This window comes from Oceanispirochaeta sp. M1 (assembly GCF_003346715.1).
Classification (GTDB): Bacteria; Spirochaetota; Spirochaetia; order DSM-2461; family DSM-2461; genus Oceanispirochaeta.
In genome coordinates this window covers 155077-179564 of the sequence record NZ_QQPQ01000008.1, presented here as the reverse complement: position 1 = coordinate 179564, position 24488 = coordinate 155077, and the positions used below count along the sequence as shown (strand labels likewise).

Here is a 24488-nt window from a genome sequence, read left to right as displayed (position 1 = left end):
ATACAGATATCAACCTTTTAGAGATCCGATCATTATTCCTTTGATAAAATATTTCTGAACAAAGGGATATATACATAGAACCGGGACGCTTGCTACTACGATTGTTGAATACTTTAGAAGATCAACCAGCCCCTGCTTCCGGATCAGTTCCTCAGCATCTGTGATCATCATTGGATCGATATTATTTGTAACCAGAATACTTCTCAGAACCAATTGAAGAGGAAAAAGTGAGCGGGTCTTAAGAAAAATGAGAGCTTCAAAGTATCTATTCCAGTGAGAGACACCATAGTAAAGGGCTATGACAGCGATTATGGGTCCTGATAATGGAATAACAATCTTAAGGAAAAACTGAATATCATTACTGCCGTCCAGCATAGCTGCTTCATACATTTCATCAGGAATGGACATCTGCATATAGGTCCTGGTTATAATCAAGTTCCAGACCGACAAAGCTGTAGGTAGAATCAGTGCTGCACGTGTATCAAGAAGACCAACGGACTTTACTACAAGGTACAGAGGAATGAGTCCTCCGGAAAAGAGCATTGTAAAGACAAATAAAGCACTGAAATATCTTCTGGCTGTGAATTCTTTTCTGCTCAGGGGATAGGCTGCTAAAAGCGTAAAGATGATATTCACAGCTGTACCGATAAACATGTAAAAAAAAGAATTACTGAACCCTGATAATATATGCCGATTTCTAAATACCGCCGCATAACCTGCCAGAGTCGGCTCTACCGGGAAAAGCCAGACCTTACCGGAGATAACAGCCTCTGGACTTGAAAAAGAGGCACTCAGAATATAGAGAAGAGGCCACAATACAACAATTGTACTGGCCAGAAGGATTACAGAAAAGACAACCTGTATGAGCTTGTCTAAGGTTATTTTATTTGAAACTGAAGTGCCTACCATAGACTGGTTTCTCCTGCTTTCTGTGCAATTTTGTTAAATGAGTAGATCAAGATAAGATTCACGATGGAATTAAAGAAACCTATGGCTGTAGAAAGGCCGAAATTAGCATTGACCAGACCGGTCTTATACACATATGTGGCAATAATCTCACTTTTAGAGAGATTGACAGGATTTTGCATCAGAAATACTTTTTCAAATCCAATACTCATCATATGCCCCATGCTCATGAGCAGAAGGATAATAATCGTCGGGCGTATTGAAGGAATGTCGATATACCAGATTTTATGAAGAGTGTTTCCTCCATCAATTTTACAGGCTTCATGCATTTCCGGACTCACTCCGGACAGAGCAGCAACATAAATGATGGATGAATATCCTGTAAACTGCCAGACTCCAGACCAGACATAAAGTGATTTGAACATATTGGCACTACCAAGAAAGTCAGTGGAATCTCCACCTAATTTCATTATGACTCTATTAACAATTCCTAGCCGGGGATCCAGAACCTGAATAAGAATACCGACCATAACCACCGTTGATATAAAATAAGGAGCATAAGTGACCATTTGAGAAAAGCCCTTCAGTCGTCTGTTCCTCTGTTCATTAATCATGATTGCCAGAATGATCGGAAAGGGGAAACCGGCAATTATTGAATATGCACTGAGACTCAGGGTATTCCAGATGACACGAAAACATGATGGAGATGCAAAGAACTGCCGGAAATATCTAAATCCAACCCATTCACTGCCCCAGATTCCTTTACTTAGGCTGTATCTTTTAAAAGCCAACTGCAGTCCTGTCAAAGGTATATAATGAAAAATAACAAGATACAAAACGGGAAGCAGAATAATCAGATAAAACTGCCATTGCCGTTTTATTTTTCTCTTTAATGTTGCACTCACAAAAATGAACTCCAGAAGTATAATTTATAAAATGTCTTTTATTAGAAAACTTAAGATCAGTTAAATATGGAAATATCTGGTTGAATAGAGGGCAATTATTTTCAATGAATCAGAATTTATAATTAACTGTTCAGTTGGAGAATCATACTTAGGGCAACTTTTTCTCAAGGGGCGATTATTTTTATAAACTGCAACAAGAGACTGTCAGAAGTCAATTTGCAGGGTTTTATTTTCGATTGATCTATATTGAATAACAATTATTTAAGAACTGCAGTTTCTGTAATAGAAATGTATCCTATGAAAAAGAATCAAAATTTTAATATACAGCACTGTTCCCCGCCCATTATTGATCACTTGAGCTTCAGCAAAAGTTCACCAAGGCTGTAAATTTGCCTTGGTAGCATTAGACGAAATCCCGGCGCTCTGATATTATCTTTGCCTATGAGCAAATACCCTTTTAAAGACATAGAAGCCAGATGGCAGAAATACTGGAAAGAGAACAAAACATTCAAGGTCTCCGAAGACCCCTCTTTCCCCAAAGAGAAGAGAGCCTACGTCCTGGACATGTTCCCCTACCCCTCGGGTGCGGGACTCCATGTAGGACACCCCGAAGGCTATACAGCAACCGATATTTACTGCCGCTACCTGCGGATGAACGGATACAATGTACTCCACCCCATGGGATTCGACTCCTTCGGTCTCCCTGCGGAAAACTATGCAATCAAGACAGGAACACACCCCAAGATCACAACCAAGACCAATATTGATAACTTTTTGACACAGATCAAGGCCCTGGGTTTCAGCTACGACTGGGACCGCCAGATTTCAACACATACTTCAGAATACTACCACTGGACTCAGTGGATTTTCCTCAAGCTGTACAAGGCGGGTCTGGCTTATGAGTCGGAAAAGCCTATCAACTGGTGTCCCGACTGTAAGACAGGCCTCGCCAACGAAGAAGTTCTGGATGGAAGATGTGATCGCTGTGGTCACCAGGTAGAAAGAAAGAATCTGCGTCAGTGGGTCTTTAAGATTACAGAGTATGCCGACAAACTTTTAGAAGATTTGGATACCCTGGACTGGCCTGACTCCGTTAAGGCCATGCAGAAAAACTGGATTGGACGCTCAGAGGGTGCCAATGTAGTGTTCAAGACCGAAACAGATGATGAGATCGAGGTTTATACAACACGTCCCGATACACTTTTCGGTGCCACCTATATGGTTCTATCTCCCGAGCACAGCCTTGTTGAAAAACTGACGACTCCTGAGAACAAAACCGCTGTTGAAGAGTATGTCAGGCAGGCCAACCTCAAGAGCGATCTGGAGAGAACAGAACTGTCCAAGGATAAGACCGGAGTGTTTTCCGGTTCCTATGCCATCAACCCCTTAAGCGGTGAAAAAATCCCCGTGTGGGTTGCCGACTATGTTCTCATATCCTACGGTTCGGGTGCCATCATGGCCGTTCCCGCCCACGATGAACGTGACTGGGAATTTGCAAAGAAATTTGAACTGCCTATCATCGAAGTCCTCTCCGGCGGCGATGTGCAGGAAGCTGCCTTTACCGGTGACGGTCCCCATGTAAACTCCGGATTCCTGGACGGCATGGGCAAGATTGATGCCATCAGCAAGGTTATTGCCTGGCTGGAAGAGAAGAAGATCGGAACAGGTGCTGTCAACTACAAACTCCGGGACTGGATTTTCAGCCGTCAGAGATACTGGGGAGAGCCGATTCCCCTGGTTCACTGTGAAAAGTGCGGAACCGTTCCCGTTCCCGAGGATCAGCTTCCTCTGGAACTGCCTTCCACCAACGACTTTCACCCGTCTGGAACTGGAGAGTCTCCTCTTGCAAACATCACCGACTGGGTTAACTGTGAGTGCCCCGTATGCGGTGGTCCCGGTAAGAGAGAGACAAACACCATGCCCCAGTGGGCAGGAAGCTGCTGGTACTACCTCCGTTATATCGACCCTAAAAACAGCTCTGCCCTTGTGGGCAAAGAAGCCGAAAACTACTGGATGCCCGTAGACCTTTATGTAGGCGGTGCGGAGCACGCGGTTCTCCACCTGCTCTATTCCCGGTTCTGGCATAAGGTCCTCTTTGATCTTGGAATTGTACAGACAAAAGAGCCCTTCCAGAGACTGATAAACCAGGGAATGATCACATCATTCGCCTACCAGAGAAGCGATAAGTCCCTTGTGGCCACAGACCTTGTGGAAGAAAAGGGTGAAAAGTACTATGAAATCTCCACAGGGGAAGAACTCAGCCGGGTCATCGCCAAGATGTCCAAGAGTCTGAAAAACGTTATCAACCCCGATGATATTATCCGCGATTTCGGTGCGGACTCCATGAGAATGTATGAAATGTTCATGGGTCCCCTGCAGGTTTCAAAACCCTGGCAGACAAATGGTCTTGCGGGTGTTAACAGGTTTCTCAACAGAGTCTGGGATATCGCCGAGCGTGAAATTACAGATGATGAGCCCTCTAAGGATATGCTGAAGGTTCTGCACAAGACAATCAGAAAGGTGACCGATGACACCAGAGATCTGGAGTTCAATACAGGTATCGCCCAGATGATGATCTTTATCAACGAAGCCTTTAAGCAGAAGAAATGCTACCGAAAATACTGGGAACCCTTTGTGCTTCTTATTGCTCCCTACGCACCCCACCTGGCCGAAGAGATGTGGAGGAAGCTCGGTAAAGATGACACCCTTGCCTACGCCTCATGGCCACAGTGGATCGAAGAGCTCACAAAAGATGATGAGAAAGAGATCGTCGTGCAGATCAACGGCAAGCTCCGCTGCAAGATGATCCTGCCTGCCGGTACAAGCCCTGATGATATGAAGGCTGCGGCCCATGCTCAGGAGAAAGTAAAAGCCCTTACCGAAGGCAAGACCATCATCAAGGAAATCGCCGTTCCTGATAAACTGGTTAATATTGTGGTTAAATAATACGCCTCTATTTTGAGCGTTACGATCCCCTATTGCTTTACGTCTATAGGGGATTTTTTTGGGAGAAATATGAACCGGGATATCAAACTTGAAAGCAGCTGGCTCAATGTAGTAAATGATGAATTCGATCAGCCCTATATGGATGAACTGCGGCAGTTTCTTGTGGATGAGAGACAGAAAGGAAAGACTCTCTTCCCTCCGGAGAGTCAGGTATTTTATGCACTGGACCGCACTCCCTTCGACAAGGTGAAAGTTGTAATACTGGGTCAGGACCCTTACCACGGCCCGGGACAGGCCCATGGTCTCTGTTTCTCTGTACAGCCCGGTGTTGCCCCCCCTCCCAGCCTGGTAAATATCTATAAAGAGATGGGAACTGATCTGGGACTGACAGCACCGAATCACGGCTGCCTGAGCAGCTGGGCGGATCAGGGAGTTCTTCTCCTGAACTCTGTCCTCACAGTGGAAGCCCATCAGGCAGGGTCTCATCAGGGACGCGGCTGGGAAAAGTTCACCGACAGAGTTATCCGGGAACTGGAAAGCCGTCGGGAAAATCTTGTGTTTATACTCTGGGGCGGATATGCCCGTAAAAAAGGAAGTTTTATCAACCGGGATAGGCATCTTGTCATAGAGAGTCCGCACCCTTCTCCTCTCTCTTCCTATAGAGGATTCTTCGGAAGCAAACCTTTCAGCAGGAGTAATGAGTATTTACAGCAGACCGGACAGACTGAGATTGAGTGGAAGCTGCCTATGGAAGGTATGTTGTAATCCACACAGCCTCCCCATGACTGTCCACCTGTATTTCTATAACTTCCTGCCGTTCTGGACAGTAGAGAAAACTATGACCTTCGGGGAGCTCTATCTGAACCGGGTTTATATCCTCTGATCCTGAGGATTCGGCAGCATTCTGAAGCAGTGAGGCACCATACCAGATTCCAGCAGGCAGCGGGAGTTCAACAGGAAAAAGGGTCTTTGCCCGAATATACCAGCTCCTCATCTCCCGTCGCCCCAGCTGTTTCAGAAGGGTCTGCTCCTCCACCAGCCAGGGATCTTCCAGCCGGGCCATCTCCAGAAGGAAGCGGCGGCAGTTGAAATCTTCAATATTGAGATTATTGCGTACCAGGGTTATCAGAATACTGACAGCCGAGCCGTCTACCAGGCTGAACTCGCCCCTATCTTCATGGGAGGGAACAAAGACCCCGAGAGGATTCATTCTGCAGCCTTCGACAAGCAGGGGTGGATATAAGAGCAGTAGAAGGTCCTCCTCTTTAGGGGAGTCAATAAAGAAAGTGTCCGGAAGTCCTGCTGTCCAGTCCATCTCAATTTCACAGAGATCACCGGATAATGATGCCTGCAGAACTGTCCACTTATTTTTAAGTACTGGAGGCAGACAATCAGGAATACCTTCGATACCCAGACTCAACTCTTTCGTGGGAGAAAAAAGAGAACAGGCGACGGACATCAGGCATAGTGGAAAAAACAGCAGAAGCTTTCGGAACATGCCTTAATAAGAGAAGAATCAGATCTGCCGCTTCAAGGGATTCAAAAATTATTTAAGTTTTTATATCTTCAACTGCTTATGGAGATATGATGCAGCTTCATACCGACGGCTTTAATCAGTGTTAAATCAGAGAACAGAATCCCAATTACCAGCTGACAGGGATGTATGCTTTAATCTCTGACATTAAATGTATCCTGTAATGCCTGTGTGCAGCAGAATTTATGTTGTTACTTTAGTCATATTCGGTGATAATAACCATTATGAGTCAAACAGATTTATTTGTAGCAAAACTTGATGAAGCCTTATTGGCCAAGGCTGCAGTACTGACAAAAGAAGAGATTCCCAAGCTGAAAGAGCAATGCCGGACATTCCAGGCAGCTTTTTCAGGTCTTTATAAAGTATTTCTGGAAAAAGGCCTGATCCAGGAAGATCAATACGACTATGAGCAGAAGGTCTCTGATCTCAAGGCACCTCCTTCAGATCCATTTTCTGAATCCGACCTGCAGAACCAGATGAATATCCGCCTTCAGACCTACACAACTCAACTCGACTTTATGAATAATTTCTTCTTTATGAGTGTGGAATCCCTGAACCTGAAGGGCATAAAGAATATGCTTTCCATCATTGATTATTTTCACTGGAGTGAGCTTTCACCCAATGCCGCACACATGATGACCCGCTCTTTGACAATATATGTCGAAAAGATCAAACAGACCGGTGACGGAATGGCCATCAATATTCTTTCGAATTCCATTAAGGTTCTCAAGGATCTGCAGAAAACCATCAAAGTAATCCTGAAAAAGATTACCCTATTTGCCAGACAGAATTATAAACTCCAGTGCCGTATGAATGTTATCAGTCAGATGACCCTGGACCCGAACCGGATCAATAATGATTTATCAGGAACCCTGCAGGCTATTAAATTTGAGTTCCCCGTAAAATGGGAGGACAATCCTTTTTTCAGAGAGCTGGTTGAAGAGATCCTCAATGAGGATTATTCTCCCCAGGCTGAAAGTATTCAGGAAAAAATACTGACTTCCCTGGCAGTTAAAGAAAAGATCGTTCAAAAGAAAAAAATAGACAAGAGTGCCGAATTAAAAAAAGAGCTTCTGGTTCTTGTGGGTGAACTTGCAAAGATCTATATCCCCATGGAAACAATCATCATCCGCCTGGACGACAACTCTCATATCCTTGATGATAATATGAAAACCTTTGCCCAGAAGTTTTCCCTTTGGATCAATCGGGTCATGAGACATAAGAACGAAATCTTCTATGAACTTGAAATGTCATCCTCCAGCAACAGAAAAAGCAGAGAAAAGATTAATTTCACAAGCTATCTCAACTGGATCAGAATGAAAGCCAATTTCTACAAGAACCTGAATAATCCCCAGAGCACCAGTTATTTGAGAGCCGCCGAATCGGATCTGCCTCAACTGGAAGAGTTTCTTGAGAAGAATCAGCTTGAACTAAAGAAGATAATAAACCGCCTGGCAGCACTGGAGCGTTTTTTCAAAGATGATGCTGATCCTGAACTCAAAAACAAGGTGAAAGGCTTCAAGGCTGAACTGCAGCAGATGAAAATGGTTGTAGGGAAAATTGTATCAGGCCTTAAAGAGTACCAGGTTCAGCTTGAAGAGATCGAACAGCTGAAAGCCCTCGGCATAGACCCCGAATCATAGACCCCGAATCATAAAACCAGGAGAATACTTTAGCCAGCCAAGGCAGATTTACCGCCTTGGCATTTATCCAGTCAGCGATGGTAGAGTCCTAAAATTCTGAAGTCTTCGGCCAGGGTTTTTATCTTTTTAACAGCCTTGTCAAAAACAGTTCTATCCTCAGGAATATCAAGATCTACATAAAACATATAAGACCAGGGTTTTCCATGAATGGGTCTGGATTCCAGCTTCTTCATATTCAGGTTGTATTCAGAGAATACAGACAGACAGGAAGAGAGAGAACCGGCTTCATCAGCCAGTGAAAATACGATGGAAGCCTTATCCACACTCTCATCGGGAGAGATCATATCCTTTCGGGCAACGATGGCAAATCTGGTATAGTTATGGGGGTTGGTCTCGATTCCTTCGGCAAGGATTTCAAGATTATAGAATCCAGCAGCATCAGCTCCGGCTACAGCTGCAATAGTGCTGTCCTTCACTTCGGCAACATGAGATGCTGCTCCGGCTGTATCAAAAAAACTCACGGCCTCAATACCATGCTTCTCCAGATAGGTTGAACACTGGGACAGTGCCTGAGGATGGGAATAAACCTTCTTAATATCCTCCAGCTTTGTTCCGGGGGCAGCCATCAGATTATGACGGATTCTTATCTTAATCTCACCGATAATTCTGAGATCTGAATATCTGTAGAGAAGATCATAGTTCTCAAGGATTGAGCCGGCAACGGAGTTTTCCAGAGGAACAACGCCCCAGTCTGCATCTCCTGCAAGAACATCACGGAAAATATCAGAAAAATGGGGTACAGCTACAGCTTCAACCTCACTGCCGCTAAAATATGTTCTGGCAGCCAGTTCACTATAGGCTCCATGGATTCCCTGAAAGGCTGCTTTGGATATGCTGTCCTTTCCCTTTGCAGTGGCAGTATTTTTTACAGCCTCTACAAAAGCCAGATGTCTTTTATCGGGTAAACGGGAAATTTCCTTTCCTACAACGGGACTCAGTGTTTCAAGGTCACACATCAGTTTTTCAAACTGTTCGGGGTACAGAGACTGAGGTCCGTCGGAGCTGGCATTGTCGGGATCGGGATGAACTTCGATAGTTAATCCATTGGCCCCTGCAGCAATGGCGGCCAATGCCATGGGAAGTACTTTATTTCTGAGACCCGTTCCATGAGAGGGGTCTACTATTACCGGAAGATGGCTCAATTTCTGTACAACAGGAACAGCCGAAAGATCCAGTGTATTTCTGGTCATGGTTTCAAATGTTCTGATTCCCCTTTCACAGAGAATAACCTTGTCGGTACCGGAAGACATCAGGTATTCAGCGGCCATAAGCCACTCCTGAATGGTAGCAGAGAGTCCACGTTTCAGAAGAACGGGCATCCCCAGGGAACCTACTTTTTTAAGGAGCTCAAAGTTCTGCATATTCCTGGCGCCGATCTGAAAGATATCAATATATTCTTTCATCATTTCCGCGTCAGAGGGGGATACAATTTCTGTTACAACAGGCATACCCGTAAGTTCACCGGCTTCTTTAAGGTATTTACAGCCCTCTTCTCCAAGACCCTGAAAAGCATAAGGAGAGGTCCGGGGCTTGAAGGCTCCACCACGGAGGATAACAGCACCGGCTTTTTTAACGGCCAGAGCGGATTCAATAATCTGTTCACGTGATTCTACGGCACAGGGTCCGGCTATGACACAGACCCGGTTTCCACCTATGGTAACAGGACCCACGTCAAAGACTGTATCGTCTTTCTTGAGTTCCCTGGAAGCCAGTTTGTATGGTTTCGTGATGGGAATAACCTGGACAACTCCGGGGAGGAGTTCAATTTGTCTGATATCCAGAGAAACGGGACCGACAGCTCCGAGAACTGTCTCATTTTCACCGATAATCTCCCGAACCTTGAGGCCTCGGGATTCCAGATACTCTTTAATATGCTTTTTTTCAGCATCTTCAACCGTGTTTCGCAGAACAATAATCATAGCCGTCAGCTTAGTTTATTTTTCTGCTTTATTCCATAAGTAGAGTAACATTCTTCACCGATTTACTATCGGGAACAGGTGCGATGGAGGGGTTGAAATCATCAGGAATGATTCCATGCTCCAAACTGCCTTTGTAATTCTGGATTTTATGTATGTAATCCAGTGTCATTTTTGGAGTTCTACTGTCTTTCACCCTGTTGGGTCCGGCATTATACATTGCAAGTGCGGTCACTTCATTTCCACCCATATCCAGGCAGTAACGAAGATAGGCAACTCCCAGAGGAATATTGATCTCAGGATCAAAGAAATCCTGCTCCCTCAGATTGGGAAAGGATCGGGAATTGAGCTGGAACAGGCCCCTGTCAATGGAGTTTCTGTTTTCATTAATCGCGTTGGGATTAAAGCGGCTCTCATTGAAGACTAGAGCAAAAGCCAGTTCGGGGTCGATGTTATATTTAACAGCTTCGTCATAGATAATACGAGCTATAACATAATCTCCGGAAACTATAGAAAAATATTCCAGATGCCGTTCTCTGGTAACAACAGGATCTTCAGTTTCAATATTCATATTGCCGTAAACAGCATTTTTCAGATAGGACTCATACTGAGCTCTGCTCAGTTCAGTGCGCTCTGTTTCATTGGAATTCTGACTCAGACATCCGGACAGTAGTAATACTGTTAGGAGGGACAGAGTTGTTTTGAGTAGTTTCATTATTCTCCCGATAACTAAATAGAGCCGATAAAAAGACTCCGAAAATCTATATGGTAATACCGCTCCTGACGGGCGGCCTTAATTCATGCCAGAATAGTCATGTAAAACCGTTTCTTACGCAAGATGTGAAAATGTCAATATTAAAAAATAAATATGTTTTTTTTATGGAGTTACCCTCCATAGAACGGTATATTGATGTTATTCACTATGAAAAAAGAAAATAGACTGACAAAAAGGATAGGCAGATTAGCACCATACAGCTTCGGATCATGGGCTTTAGGGGGTGAATACTGGGGTGAGCAGGATCATAAGGATTCTGTACGTGCCATCCACAGGGCACTGACTCTTGGAGTCAGCCATTTTGATACGGCTCCGGTCTATGGTAAAGGTCGCTCAGAACAGCTTCTCGGTCAGCAACTCAGAAAAATCCGCAATGACATCAGTCTGGGAACAAAGGTATTTTATTCGGATCCCGATAAAATGGTTGAAAGTTTCCATACAAGCCTTAAGAGGCTTATGACTGATTATATTGATATTTTCTATATACACTGGCCCTTGTCAGACTGTGATATGCGACCGGGAATGGAAGCCCTGGAAAAATTGAGAAAAGAGGGTAGGATCAGGGCCATCGGTGTGAGTAACTTCACCATCCCCCAGATAGAGATGCTGGAAGAAGCAGGAGAAGTGGATGTTTTTCAGGGAGGATACAACATCTTCTGGCCAAAGCTTGAAGAGAAACTGATCCCCTGGCTTAAGGAAAACAATATCGGGTTTATCCCCTATGGAGTTCTGGCCCAGGGAATTCTGACTGACAATGGAATTGATCATCTTGCCAGAGAGCATGACGGCTTCAGACATAAGATGATCCTTTACAGCCCTGAAATCAGAGAGAAGCTGACATCCTTACTGACCCGAATCGGCGATGAGTGCTCCAAATGGAAGATTTCTGTTGAACAGGCTGTTTCGGCTTTCACGCTTATGCATGTTTCTGCCGATACAGTGTTATTGGGTGTTCGGAACAGAAATCAGGCTGACAGTAATTTCAGACACTCTGTAGAAGAGTTACCCCGGTCTCTCAGCTCTTTATTGGAACAGCTTTTAATAGAGACACAAAGCTTCATACCGGATGTTCCCAATTTGTTTAATCATAAGAGTTGATAAAATATTGATGATGTTCCTGTAACGTAGGATAATACTGAGAGGTTTGAACTATGACGAAGAAAGTCCTGTATGCAGAAGATGAGTTTACCAACAGAAAAATTCTGGAGATCGTCTGCCGTAAGCTGAACTATCAGTGCATCCTGGCGGAAGACGGACTGCAGGCTCTGGAACTGTATAGGAAGGAATCTCCCGATCTGGTGGTACTGGATCAGTACATGCCCGGTTATAATGGGGATATTGTGGCAGAAAAAATCCGGGCAAAGGATAAGACCACTCCCCTTGTTGCCATTACCAGTGATGACGAGGCCCTGCCTCAACTCAGGGAAGCCGGTTTTGACCGGGTCCTTGTAAAACCGGTAAAAAACAGAGATTACGAATCTCTACTCAAAAGTTATCTGGAGTAATTTGTGCAGAAAAAGAAAACTCTCTTTGTATTTATATTAACCCTGGCAGTCCTGTCGTTTATCCATAGCGAGGACAGCTTTACAATCAACTTTTCCCCATCTTCCCTCTCATTGAATCCTCAACTTGGTTATACAACAGCCGAGGCTCAAATATTCACTGCTCTCTATGAAGGGCTGGTAAGTTACCATCCCGTAACTCTGCAGCCCGAACCTGGAATGGCTGAATCCTGGGAAATATCGGAAGACGGACTGATCTATACCTTCCATCTTCGGGATGATTTAAAGTGGAGCAACGGTGACAGATTGACCGCCGAAGAGATCCGCCTCTCCTGGGAAAAACTTCTCACACCGGGAAAAAAGGCTGATTATGCCTCACTACTGGATGTTATCAAAGGTGCAAAAGCCTACCGCAGCGGAAAAGGCAGTGCAGAAGATATAGCCATAAAGGCCCCCGATGACAGAACATTTGTCATTGAACTTGAAAAGAAGGTTCCTTACTTTCTGCAGATCCTCTGTCACTACAGCTTTGTTCCGGTTCATCCTTCTCTGGATGACAGCAGCAACTGGTGGGAAGCCTCGGTGATTCCTGTAAATGGGCCTTACCAATTTACAAAGAAACCCGAAAAAGGAATCATGAAACTGGAAAAAAATCCTGAATACTGGGACATCGAGAATGTAAGCATATCCGACATAAAGATCCAGTTCAGTGATGATCCTTCTGAACTGATGCAGCAATTCAGACTTTACGAGGTGGACTGGGTTGTATCAGGCTGGGGCAGTGAATCAATTGATCCCGACCGTCTGGTCCTTCATCCCTTGTTTGCTACCAGTTATTTCTATTTTAACAACCAGGAAGAACCCTGGAACGATCCCCGGGTAAGAACAGGTCTTGCCCTGCTCCTCCCCTGGGAACAGATAAGAGCTCCCGAATATCTACCCTCAAGCCGTCTTGTACCGGAGATTCCGGGATACCCTCAGTTTAAGGGGATAGAACAGGGAGATATAGAGAAGGGACTGGCACTGCTGGAAGAGGCAGGCTATCCCGGAGGTGAAGGTCTTCCGCCTATCAGGATAAGAGTACCCTACGCTAACACGGCTGGTCTGCAGCTTATGAAGGAGAGCTGGGAGAAACACCTGGTCACAGAAGTCATCATAGATGAGATTCCTTTTCCCCGCTATTTCTCATCACTCAAGGAAAAAGAGTACACACTGGGATCAATCACCTGGATCGGAGACTATGCCGACCCTATGACCTTTCTACAGATGTGGCAGGAGGGAAGCAGTCTCAATGATGCTGATTTCAACTCAGAGGAATACAACAGGCTCCTGGAAGAAGCAGTAGGTGATGATCGTTATCAGAAGATGAGTGAAGCCGAAAAGCTGCTGCTTATGACAGCACAGGTTCTGCCAATGAGCCATTCACCGGCACTTAACCTTATAGATCTCCGCTTTCTTGAGGGCTGGTATCCCAATGTGCTGGATATTCACCCTTTCAAGTATATCAAGTTTAAAAATGACTTCATGATCCCCGGAACGATCTGATAGATTAAAGTATGAAACAGCAAAACCCGGTCGCATCTGCGCCGGGTTTTGTATTTTTAATGACTTCTGCCTTTATTATCGGAATTCAAATACCTGCTTCTTTACAATGGCAACAGATTCAACACCTGGAACATTCTTGAATGAATCGTAACGGTGGATCGTCGAATTTACCATCTCCATGATTTCCTGCTTCAACTGATCTTCATTCTCAATTGTATAATCTACAGCAGTCTTTCCGCTTAATAGATTTCTCAGACCGTCATTGATCACAGGCTTCAGTTCGGCAAGACTGTACTGGGTTTTCTTGTCACCCCATTTATAGCCGAGGTCCACCTTGATAATAAAAAAGAGGGGAGGATCATCACGGGTTGTTCCCGTAGTCTCAGGGAGATTTTTATAATATGAATACTCTGCCAGTTCACTTGAACAAGAGGAAAGAAATGCAGCCAGCACCAGAAAAGTTGTCAGAAATCGGATTTTCATAATACAAGTATCGGCAAAAATCATCACTTACTCCAGTACTCCCTAAGGGAATGGCTGTTTCGTCTTGCCAAAGAGAGGGTTCCTGTTTTATTGTTGCACATGGAAAAGATATATATCACTTACAATCAAATTCACAACACAGTCAAAAACCTGACCGAAGAAATCAAAGCATCAGGATTCGATCCTGATTTGATGGTTGCCATCGGAACCGGCGGATTTATCCCCGCTCGTATGGCTAAAACTTTTATCAACATACCTGTTCTCACTGTAGGAATTGCCTACTATGATCTGGATGATAACCTGATGGATCACCCCGTTATCACCCAGTGGCTGGACAAGCCTGAAAAACAGATTAAGGGAAAGAAGGTTCTCCTGGTTGATGAAGTGGATGACACAAGAGCCACCATCGGATTCTGCCTGGATGAGCTTATGAAGCATGAACCTGCGGAGATCGCCGTTCTGGTTATCCATAACAAGAACAAAAATAAGAAACACGAAATTCCTTCCTACATCAAACACTATTATGTTGGAAAAAATTTCGAAGATCCCTGGATCTGTTACCCCTGGGATGCAGAAGATACGGTGGATCAGGACAGGCAAGCCCTTTCCTGACATCCGAATTCAGACCGGCTCCAATCAGCCGGTCTGAATCAGTCCGCCTGAGCGATTTCTGCACTGTCCCCGGGTGCATTCCACCCTGATGAATATTTCAGATAGGGGAGAACGGCATCATTCTTAAAGCCCCCTGTGCCGTCATATGTGATGGACAAAATGGGTACCCCCGTCACTTCATGAATTTTAGAACTCATCGCTTCGGTCACATTACCGGCACAGCAAAATCCGGGATTTAACTGAAGGAACAATGAGAGATCGGGATATTGACGGCTGATATACCAGGTTTTAAGAAGGTTATCCTGAGATTCCCCTTCATGATCAAGAAGAACATGATAGGGCTCCAGAATCTCTTTGGGATTCTCTTTATACAGGGGAATTGGCTGCTCCAGCACTTTTTCAAAATATCGATAGTACCATTTTTCCATTTGTTCCATGGCGGCAAGCATTGGCTTCAGAGAGAGAAGTTTCTTAAGACGAAGCTCCCTGCCCCAGCGCTTGAAGTACATCTCGGCTGTCATCCTTGTAAACTCATGATAGGGAATTGTGACAACCTCACCCCCGTTCTCCTCAATGTAGGAGATAATATTCTGATTCATCACAGGATTCTCTCTCACATAGATATCACCGAATATGGCAACTTTAGGCTTCCTGGCTTCCCGGTCATAGGAGATCCACTCAAAGAGACTGATAATCTCCTGTACGGTCTGACCGGTGTTCTTTCTCCTTCCCAGAAAAAGATCAGAAAGGAGAGACAGGGCTTTTTCGACAGCTGAGTCGGTTTGCCCTTTCACCTTTTCATAAGGCCTGATCCTACAGGAGATTCTCCGTATCAGACCGGAAAACATATAAGCCTGATAGGCGGAAATAGAGAGGAGAGGAGAAATATCAGAGAAGGCGATTATCCCCTGAAAAACCTCAGCCTTTTCCATCCCCTCACCGTAAACTTTGAAGATTTCCTGTATATGATGGGGAAACATTCTGATATTGCAGGAGAGATTGGCATAGGGAATCCACAGGGAACATTCTCCCGGATTCAGGCCGTGATTTTTTACTGTATCCACAAATCCTTCAACAAGGGCATTCATGGGAATACACATTCCACTGTTCCATTTGAGGCTTTTTCGGATACTTTGATCACTCTCTTCCATTACAAGGGCTTTATACCCCTGGGCATTGAAGATATCCGCCAGAAGGGGAATGGCATATTCATCCCAGTTGGGAAGAACAAGAGTTTTCCTTCTGTCAAATTTCCTGCTGTATCTGGGATTCAGTCCTTCATACTCCCTGCCCCTCCCAGCTCTGGAGCCTGCTTCACCAAGCTCTTCCTCCCGATGATTTCTGAAGGAGCGGACGGCGGCCTCAATACGGGTTTCATATCCCACAGAGGAATCATGCTCATCAAGCTCCAGGATGAGATAAGGCTTGTCATGGGCATCCAGAATCTTCCTGAAGTATTCTGTCAGAAATGAATCAGGACCACACTTGAATGAGCTGAGAAGGACAGGGTACAGCCCTTCAGTCTGAACAATAATTTCGGCTGCTTGAAGAATCTTCTCAGCGAAGCTCCAGTTAATCTCTTTGAGAAGTCCTTCAATACGGGAGTAATCCCCATTTTCAAGATCAAGCATATCCTGATAAAAAGCCCTGATTCCCAGGGTACCGAAGATACCGGGAATTCCCTTATTCATCCCTTCCGGCAGCACGGAATAGGGACGTCCCAGAAGAACAACATCGGGAGAGGATGGATCTGTACTGCAGTTATTACGGAACAATTCCCTGAGTGAATCATTCTGTCTGAGCCTGAATTCCTCCGCCTTATCAAGAGCCGAAGATATCTGCAAAAATGAAATTTTAATACCCGGAATACTTGAGAGAGCCTTATATAACTCCCCTTTAATCAAAAATAAAGAGTAGCGGGTGGCAGCCAGAGGAGTAATCAGACGGTCTTCCGAAACTCCCTGACTGACAAGAGCTGTCGCAAACTGGGTAAAATAGCAGAACTTCCTGCTCTCCCCGTCTTTTCCGGTCTTCCGCTCCATATAATGGGGAAGGAAGATATAATCAACCCCCTCTTCAAGCAGTTTGGCAGTATGTCCGAACAGAGAAGTCACAGGAGCACAGAACTCAGAACCCATAAGAGGCTTACCTCTTGATATACCATCTTTTAGCCCCCTGCTGTTTACGGTCTTTAAGCCCAGCTGAGAAAAGAAGATCTCCCAGTAAGCCCGGTCTTCAACAAGATGAAGAGCATCGGGAATCCCGATGACAGGGTTTGACTCCCGGGATTCCTGCAGCTCTTTATTCCTTCCTGAATAATCCTTTTGAAGACTGGTCTCTGCTCTGTTTCTTTCTTTGAGCAGATCCCATCCGCTTTTATTTGTATTTACATAGTTTTCAGTTTCATAATCCCGTCCGCAGAGAAATCCGAAGGCGACAGACCTCTCCTCAAGATCAGCGACAGTAAGTTTGCAGTGATTGCCGCAGAGGGTGCAGACCTCCTGCCTGACCGGGATAGTCTGCTTATACAGATCCAGTCCACAGAAGGCATCGGAACTGACAGAATCGTCCATAAGGGTCAGTGCGGCACCCAGTGCTCCGGTAAGATGACAATAAGGGGAGACCAGAATAGGCAGATTCAGTTTCTGCTCAAAAGCGGCAACAAGTGATCTGTTTTTTGCCGTTGCTCCCTGAAAGAATACCTTCTTTCCCACAGCGCTTGTAACGGCAACCTTTCTAAGGTAGTTTTCACGCACCGAATGAAGTGCAGCCGTGAGTACCTCCGACACAGAGCAGCCCTCAGAAAGAAGATGATTGATATCCCTCTCCATAAAAACCGTGCAGCGGTCACTGACAAGAGGGGCTCTCTGCCCGTCTGTCATAGAAGCATAATCCCTTACTGACAGTCCCAGACGGGAAGCCTGCTCTTCCAGAAAACTGCCTGTTCCGGCAGCACAGACATTGTTCATAACCGATAAGGTGACTCTGCCGTTTTTCAGGGTTGTAAATTTAGCATCCTGTCCCCCGATTTCCAGAATGGTATCAACCTCAGGGTCCAGCTCTACAGCCGCTCTGGCATGGGCACTTATCTCATCAAGGACGATATCCGCAGAAATAAGATTGCCGATAAACTTCCGCCCCGAACCTGTGGTGCCGCTCCCTCGAATAAGAAGCCGGCAGTTTTCAGATTCTGCGGCCAGTGTTACTGCTTCAAACAGCGCCTGTACAGCCTCAAGAGGCCGGCCGGATGTGCGTGTATAGAATCCGCCGTATACAGTACCCCGGGGATCACAGAGCACTGCTTTAGTACTGGTAGATCCGATATCAATTCCCAGATATGTTTCAAGGGATTCGGGAAGCGCTCTGTATAGATCCACCTCCACAAAGGGCTGCCCCTTACGTCCTATTACGGCCTGCTCCCAAGTTCTATAACTTTTAAAATCCGGATACTCGGAGAGCTGCAGAGTCAGGGGAGGATAGAACTCTGATCTGTCCTTCTCTTCTGACAGGTAGAGAGAGGCAGGCTTCTCAGGCACTAAACCGGCAGATTCATCAAGGAGACAAAGGGCAGCTCCGATGGCTCCCTGATACTGTCCAAGAGCATCGGTAATCATGGGTAGATTCAGCATGTTTTTTATATGACTGCCCACAGCCTGATTGGCCGAAACACCCCCTGTAAAAAGAACAGGTCCCTCCGTATCATTGTCCCTGAAAAGAGTGTCCACCAGATTTTTTGCCAACCCCCTGCATAACCCGTCACTGATCGCCGAAAGGGAATACCCCTCCTGCTGAGCATGAATCAGATCGGTCTTGGCAAAAACAGCACAGCGTGTTGCCACCAGAGGCGGTTCATCCCTGTTGTCCAGGGCCACCCGGCTCAGTTCAGAGCTGTCGGATAGATTAAGTCGTCCAGCCTGCTGATCAAGGAAACTGCCAGTACCTGCGGCACAGGATGTGTTGGTTCTGACAGAATCATAGTCCCCTTCCCGATTGAAACGGATAAGAGAAAACTGTTCTCCTCCCACAAGCAGTATGGAACGGGCTTCCGGATAACGCTGTTCCACGGAGCGGATGCATGCCATTCTTGAATCAACATAAAGGGAGTGCCTGATTCTCACCCCCTGCCGTCCTGTAAGGGCCACTGATGTAATAAGGTTTAAATCTAATTCATCTTCAAGACAGCTCAGAGCCTCTTTGATATTTCCCTCATGAGCGCGGCTGAATCTTTTGATAATTCTTCCGTCTGAATCAATGAGTACAGCACTTAAGGATACAGATCCGGCATCGATTCCGAGAATGTATCCGTTCATAATTTATCCCTCACACTATCCCAGAAATTCCGTACGCCCCTGAGCCAGGAATCCTGAACCGTAGTTATGAAAACATCCGGAAAAGTACTGAGCTGTTTAAGAATATCTGTAATCTGCGCCTGAATCTGAGGCATCTTGAACAGCTGTTCCGAACTGGTATTCACCGTAATTATCAGATCTTCATAGTGGGCACGGGAAGCCCAGAGAGCCCCTGCTCTCTCTGCCTGTTCAGCAATACTGCGCTCCCATCCGGCCTTCTCTTGCTTCAGGCGGGATATAATATCGGGCAGGGAGTTATCTTCAGCTATACGCTCCTGGAATGCCTCTTTTTTATGTATGGCTTCGGCAATGGCGTCCTGAAAAATCCTTGAAAGATTGAAACCGGTTCTCCATTGATCTATCTTACTATAAAGGGTATCGGGAACTGTAAGGGTTATTTTTCTGGCCATGACAAGACTCCTGCACGTATTTATATATAAATACGTATTATTGTTTATATACGTATCATTTTAGCAGCACGTATCGATAATCCACAAGAGTTGTTTTTCGTTTATAGAAAAAAAATACCGCTGGCTGCAAACAGCTGCCGGCGGTATCAAGATTCAGGAAATTATTTTTCCTGAAAAAGTATTTATCAGCTTCTTAAAAGATGATTTTATTTGATTATTTTCTGGTAGAGAACGGTTTTCTTTATTCCGCCGGTCATCATGACCTGAACCTTATCAACAGAGATTGTAACTATCTCTCCCTCTTTGGTTTCTTTCTTTACCAGAAACTTAATTTTATCATGAATCTTAAGTGTATCTCTCAGTTTTGTTGCTTCTTCTTCCTGAGCCTTCTTCTCCTCTTCCCGTACCTGAGTTTTGATAGCATAATCCAATTCTGTTCTAAGAACTCTCATTTCTTCGATTGATAATTTTTCATATAGATTCTTAAATACTTCTGTTTTTTTAGCTCTAGCCATAAGAAATCTCCTTTATTGATAGTTTTCATCTTAATTATTAACTTTAAATATACTATAAATTGTTTAATAAATAAAAATTTAATAACAATTTTTTTTAATAGTAAATTTTTTAATAAATTTTATAGTATTTTTACAGGAAAAATCAGTACTCAAATGGCCTTCAATTTAAATCTATTTATTCTTTATTTCTCCTTCGGTCTTTTATCCGGTGGTTTCTTGCTTTTTTTATCAACAGCACTCCGCTTCCCCGAAAGAAAATATCAATCAGTATTATTCATGACCTCTGTGTCTCTTCTCTATAACATCTCTGAGATACTGGTTGTTCTTTTCGATGGAACAGGACATTTCCAAGCCTCATTAATTACTGATTATATTCAGCAGATAATCCGGTTGGGATACTTCATTGCCATCCCATATTTTATTGATTCCTATTTTGATGTCAGTCCGTCATATGAATTGTTTAACAAAAAAGTATTCACTGCCTGCAAGGTGCTGACAGCAGTTCTCCTGTTAACGGCCGTCTTTCTTCCAGAACTCTATACCGATAGCCTCAGGCATCTCAAAGATTCACCTCTGACTGCATTCAGGGGAGAACCGGGTATCATCTATATGATTTCTGAAGTGATTCTCTTTCCTCTGATTCTGTACATGGGTTGGACCTCTATAACTGCGGTACGAAGAGTAAATAGATCAAATGAGATGAGAACCCTTATGCTGGGGATTCTTATTTCAATATTGTTCTTCAGCTCTGCCATCTCCAAAACCCTTTTTGGATCATTCTTTCCCCCTTTCAATTATGGTGACTATTCGAGAACAAATACGGGACTTATGGTATTTACGGTTTCCGTAATCTGGGCGATTTTCAGAATGTTCCTCACGAGAGCCAGAGATACAGAAGAGACTCAGAAAAAGCTGCAGGTAAGCGATAAGAGACTCTACTCCATGGTTTATATAGATAAACTTACAGGTTTATCCAACCGACATGCTTTTTTCAGAGATGCCGAAGAGATAAAAAAATCAGGGGGCCTGAAAGGTTCCACTCTGATCCTGATCAACATTAATAATTTCAGAGATATCAATGAGTCATTCGGCAGTGCTGAAGGTGATGAGATTCTCAGTGAAATTGCCAACCTTTTCATTTCACGTCTTAATCAGAGAATGTCGGTGTACCGTTTCGGTGGAGACGAGTTCGCATTTTTCAATCCTTTCTCTGAGAGTGAACAAAAATGCATTGAATCCACACTGACTATTCAGAAATGGATTTCTGAACCGATTATTACCGAAAACCATACATATTCCCTGAACTGTTCTGCAGGTCTTTTCAGAAGCATGGGAGACACTTTGAATGTTGATGATATGCTGAAAAACTGTTCCAGTGCCCTGAGAAAGGCCAAACATTTTAAAACAGGACTGACAGTTTTCAACACAAGCCTGGAAGATGAAGTGGTAAACCGGATCAAAATGGTTATGAATCTTAAAGAGGGAATCAGAAATAATGAATTCCATCTTATGTATCAGCCCATCGTAAACAGTGAGGGAGTAATAAGCTCTCTGGAGGCTCTTATTCGATGGAATCATGCCACAGGACATGCCAGACCGCCCTCAGAGTTTATTCCGGTAGCAGAAGCAGCGGGACTGATGCCCGAACTGGGAGAGCTCATCCTGAATCTGTTTTTTAAAGACCATCTCCTTATAAGGGAATTTCTCCCCGATGCAGTGATCAGTCTCAATATCTCCCCTGCTCAACTTTTTTCAAACGGATTATATGAATTTATCAGGGACAGCTTTGAATACCATGCTGTTGATACATCAAAAATTCAAGTAGAAGTAACGGAAACAACCTTTATAAGCAACTACAACAGAGTGTTTACCATGATGAATCAGTTACGCAGTCTGGGAATTATTGTGGCTCTGGATGATTTCGGTACAGGTTACTCATCCCTACAGCATCTGCAGAAAATGCCTGTTGACGTCATTAAAATTGATAAGTCATTTATTGATGATATTACGGAAAACAAACAGACAGTCTCTATTGTAAAAACAATAGTTGATCTGGCTGCTGCACTTGAATTAAAAACCATAGTGGAAGGTGTGGAAACTGCAGAACAGTTCAAGATCCTCAAAGCTCAGGGATGTGAGTATTATCAGGGGTATTATTTCCATAAACCCCTGATCCTCAGAGACCTCAAAAAGGTCAGTACAACTGAAAATGAAGTTATAATCTGATCTTTTTTCCTTTAAAAAATTCTGTATATTTTTTATCCGTTTTATTAATATGATTAACTACCCAGTCCTGCAGAAAATCAAGAACCTCGATACTCAGTACACCCTCATTATCAGTAATTCCCCGGTGCAGATCTTTAGCCTTGCTTACCAGTATATTATGCTGTTTAATATGAGCTTCAGAATCGGGATAATTATACTCTTTGAAATTCTTTTCTTCGGCCCCGAAATGGTATGCAGTATAATCAATCAGTTCACTCAAAGTCTTCGCAAGTACATCATTCCCTGATCCTTCCTCCATTCGGGCAAAGAGTGCAGAAATCAGCTTCAATAATTTTTTATGATGTTGATCAAATTCATTGACTTTTACACTTAAATTATCATTCCAGCTGATAAAATCAGAGTATCCCAGAGTCATTATGATCTGAACAATCTCCTGGGATAATTCAGTCAAACTACGAAACTCAATCTCAGCATCCGCAGAATTTCCGGTATTTTTTAATTTTACAATCTCGTGAACACTTTCATGAAGTCTGCTATGGAGAGTCTTCAGTTTATTATATTTAACAGAGTCTCCTATATACTCTTCACCACGGCTGTAGATCCATTTACCAAGACGGCAATGTCTATCATCGAGGATTTTGATATCATTCTCATTCAGCTTTCCATCCAGGATGGATCTGGCCAGTCCCATCCAGTTAACATGAGCCACCATCAAATTAGAAATAAAGAGTTTGTTTTCAAGCTCGTTCTTCTGCCCGAGATACTGACTACGGGCTTCCATAATCTCAAGGATGGCTTCATTACTTTTAAGATAAGATCCTGAGACCTTTGTCAGGTTGTAGTTTGAGACCCTGGACTCATCGGTAAGCTGCTGCATATCATCCCTCAGGTCCGAGGCAATTCTCTTTGAATCCAGAAGAACTTTATTTATATCTTCAGAGCCCAGCTCTATCTCATGGACACTGGCAGTTGCCTCTGCAGAAATCTCCTGCAGGTCCCTGGTAGCCTGTGAAAGCTGCTCTGAACTGCTGAGAAGGGAATCCGTATTTCTATGTATTTCGGTGAAGGCTTCAGAGACTGTTTCTGCACCGTTCTCAATCTCTCTGAAAGACTCGCCGCTCTCACGGCTGATAGTACCGGCCCTATTGATCTGGGCTACAAGCTTGTTCAGAGTATCAGAAATACTCAGGGAATTCTGTGCAGTTGATTCAGCCAGACTTCTTATCTCCTCGGCTACAACGGCAAAACCCTTCCCGGCGTCTCCCGCATGGGCCGCTTCAATCGCGGCATTCATGGAAAGAAGATTTGTCTGGGAAGCAACATCATTAATAACTGTAATCAGGGAGAGTACATCATCTACCTGTTTCTGAATATTCCGGATAACCTCTTCATTCTCCTGAATTTTTTCGCTTCCGTCGGAGGTTACCTTGATAAGATGGTTGACTCTCTCCTGACGTGAGGAGGCAATACCTGAAACTTCCTGTATGGAATCATTCATAGACCCGATAGCGGCCGCGGTCTCTGAGATAGACTGGTTCTGTCTGTCATTCTGTTTTCTAAAACTGCCCAGGGAGGCATGGATTTCCTCAATGGCAGCGGATCCTTCGGTTACACTTTCAAATAATTTATAGGCACTCTGCCGATTACCCTCAGTATTGATACTGATCTGGGATGCAGAAATAACGGCTTTTTCAATATTCCTGGACAGACGCATTCCCGCACGTTCACTGCGGCTTATACTTTCTTCCTGCTGGCGGACAAGATTGCCCACTGCCAGAGAATTCTGATCCAGAGCATCTCTGAGTTCCACAAAGGGAATAGAAACTTTCTCTTTGGAAAGAGGACTGCCCGTCCTGCCTGCCTCCAAACGTTTAACCATGGCATGTATGCTTTTATCCCTTCTTAGAATGGTTATAAACAACAGAATCAGACTCAGGACCAGTAATATACTTACTATTATCAGAGGCATTGATTAACTCCAAATTTTTCGATATTAAACATACAACCCATAAAATATCATACGATTTTTAAGAGAAAGTTCCCCTATAACCATCGGTTGTTATGCCACAGGTATTGAGCTTGGGAGATGGATTATATACTAAAAAAACCGGCGCCCCAGGGCAACCGGTTTTTTAATAATCATATATGATTTATGCAAAAT

General features: G+C 44.2%; 18 protein-coding genes. 8 read left to right on the top strand and 10 right to left on the bottom strand.

Annotated features, from left to right (window positions below; all coding sequences use genetic code 11):
* Positions 1-9: 9 nt before the first annotated feature.
* Both DV872_RS07710 and DV872_RS07705 read right to left on the bottom strand, forming a co-directional pair.
* Entirely contained in the window at positions 10-909 is a 900-nt protein-coding gene (locus tag DV872_RS07710; RefSeq protein ID WP_114629284.1) for a carbohydrate ABC transporter permease, read from the bottom strand.
* Complete coding sequence (locus DV872_RS07705; RefSeq protein WP_199563446.1) at positions 903-1811, bottom strand: sugar ABC transporter permease; 909 nt, start codon at positions 1809-1811, stop codon at positions 903-905. Before DV872_RS07705 ends, DV872_RS07710 begins: the two co-directional genes overlap by 7 nt.
* A 441-nt stretch (positions 1812-2252) precedes the next feature.
* On the opposite strand from DV872_RS07705, the gene leuS reads away from it, so the two are divergent.
* Entirely contained in the window at positions 2253-4757 is a 2505-nt protein-coding gene (gene leuS, locus DV872_RS07700) for a leucine--tRNA ligase (protein ID WP_114629282.1), read from the top strand.
* Positions 4758-4826: 69 nt separating this feature from the next.
* On the top strand, positions 4827-5522 hold the full coding sequence (gene ung / locus DV872_RS07695; RefSeq protein ID WP_114629281.1) for a uracil-DNA glycosylase: 696 nt from the start codon (positions 4827-4829) through the stop codon (positions 5520-5522).
* On the opposite strand, the gene DV872_RS07690 is transcribed toward ung, so the two are convergent.
* On the bottom strand, positions 5503-6255 hold the full coding sequence (locus DV872_RS07690; protein ID WP_114629280.1) for a hypothetical protein: 753 nt from the start codon (positions 6253-6255) through the stop codon (positions 5503-5505). The two genes, ung and DV872_RS07690, sit on opposite strands and share 20 nt — an antisense overlap.
* 260 nt (positions 6256-6515) lie before the next feature.
* On the opposite strand from DV872_RS07690, the gene DV872_RS07685 reads away from it, so the two are divergent.
* On the top strand, positions 6516-7934 hold the full coding sequence (locus tag DV872_RS07685) for a hypothetical protein (RefSeq protein WP_114629279.1): 1419 nt from the start codon (positions 6516-6518) through the stop codon (positions 7932-7934).
* Between the two features lie 71 nt (positions 7935-8005).
* Here the strand turns inward: DV872_RS07685 and aroF are convergent, their stop codons facing one another.
* Positions 8006-9913, bottom strand: coding sequence for a 3-deoxy-7-phosphoheptulonate synthase (aroF, locus tag DV872_RS07680; protein WP_114629278.1), 1908 nt, complete (start codon positions 9911-9913; stop codon positions 8006-8008).
* Between the two features lie 28 nt (positions 9914-9941).
* Positions 9942-10625, bottom strand: coding sequence for a transglycosylase SLT domain-containing protein (locus tag DV872_RS07675; protein WP_114629277.1), 684 nt, complete (start codon positions 10623-10625; stop codon positions 9942-9944).
* 207 nt (positions 10626-10832) lie between these two features.
* Between DV872_RS07675 and DV872_RS07670 the strand changes: the two genes are divergently transcribed.
* Genes DV872_RS07670 through DV872_RS07660 form a run of 3 tightly spaced genes read left to right on the top strand, consistent with a single transcriptional unit; the run spans position 10833 to position 13732 of the window.
* The gene (locus DV872_RS07670; protein WP_158546878.1) at positions 10833-11783 is read left to right on the top strand and encodes an aldo/keto reductase; all 951 of its coding nucleotides are present in this window, start codon (positions 10833-10835) and stop codon (positions 11781-11783) included.
* A 53-nt stretch (positions 11784-11836) separates the two neighbouring features.
* Positions 11837-12190, top strand: coding sequence for a response regulator (locus DV872_RS07665; RefSeq protein WP_114629275.1), 354 nt, complete (start codon positions 11837-11839; stop codon positions 12188-12190).
* Positions 12191-12193: 3 nt separating this feature from the next.
* Complete coding sequence (locus DV872_RS07660; RefSeq protein WP_114629274.1) at positions 12194-13732, top strand: peptide ABC transporter substrate-binding protein; 1539 nt, start codon at positions 12194-12196, stop codon at positions 13730-13732.
* A gap of 75 nt (positions 13733-13807) precedes the next feature.
* Here DV872_RS07660 and DV872_RS07655 read toward each other — a convergent pair whose 3' ends face one another.
* Positions 13808-14215: a flagellar basal body-associated FliL family protein gene (locus tag DV872_RS07655; protein ID WP_158546877.1), complete on the bottom strand. Its 408-nt coding sequence runs from the start codon at positions 14213-14215 to the stop codon at positions 13808-13810.
* 99 nt (positions 14216-14314) lie between these two features.
* On the opposite strand from DV872_RS07655, the gene DV872_RS07650 reads away from it, so the two are divergent.
* Positions 14315-14827 (top strand): phosphoribosyltransferase, encoded by a 513-nt coding sequence (locus tag DV872_RS07650; protein WP_114629272.1) that lies wholly within the window; start codon positions 14315-14317, stop codon positions 14825-14827.
* A gap of 38 nt (positions 14828-14865) precedes the next feature.
* On the opposite strand, the gene DV872_RS07645 is transcribed toward DV872_RS07650, so the two are convergent.
* The 3 genes from DV872_RS07645 to DV872_RS07635 all read right to left on the bottom strand — a co-directional run bounded on the left by DV872_RS07645 (position 14866) and on the right by DV872_RS07635 (position 20101).
* Entirely contained in the window at positions 14866-19137 is a 4272-nt protein-coding gene (locus tag DV872_RS07645; RefSeq protein WP_199563445.1) for an acyl-CoA dehydratase activase, read from the bottom strand.
* Positions 19134-19586, bottom strand: a complete 453-nt coding sequence (locus tag DV872_RS07640) for a hypothetical protein (RefSeq protein WP_114629270.1) — start codon at positions 19584-19586, stop codon at positions 19134-19136. The genes DV872_RS07645 and DV872_RS07640 overlap by 4 nt, the downstream gene beginning before the upstream one ends.
* 206 nt (positions 19587-19792) lie before the next feature.
* The gene (locus DV872_RS07635) at positions 19793-20101 is read right to left on the bottom strand and encodes a hypothetical protein (RefSeq protein ID WP_114629269.1); all 309 of its coding nucleotides are present in this window, start codon (positions 20099-20101) and stop codon (positions 19793-19795) included.
* Positions 20102-20254: 153 nt separating this feature from the next.
* On the opposite strand from DV872_RS07635, the gene DV872_RS07630 reads away from it, so the two are divergent.
* A complete protein-coding gene (locus DV872_RS07630; protein ID WP_114629268.1) occupies positions 20255-22327 on the top strand; it encodes a bifunctional diguanylate cyclase/phosphodiesterase in 2073 nt (690 codons plus the stop codon).
* Here the strand turns inward: DV872_RS07630 and DV872_RS07625 are convergent.
* Positions 22317-24296, bottom strand: a complete 1980-nt coding sequence (locus DV872_RS07625) for a bacteriohemerythrin (protein WP_114629267.1) — start codon at positions 24294-24296, stop codon at positions 22317-22319. The genes DV872_RS07630 and DV872_RS07625 overlap by 11 nt on opposite strands.
* Positions 24297-24488: the final 192 nt, after the last annotated feature.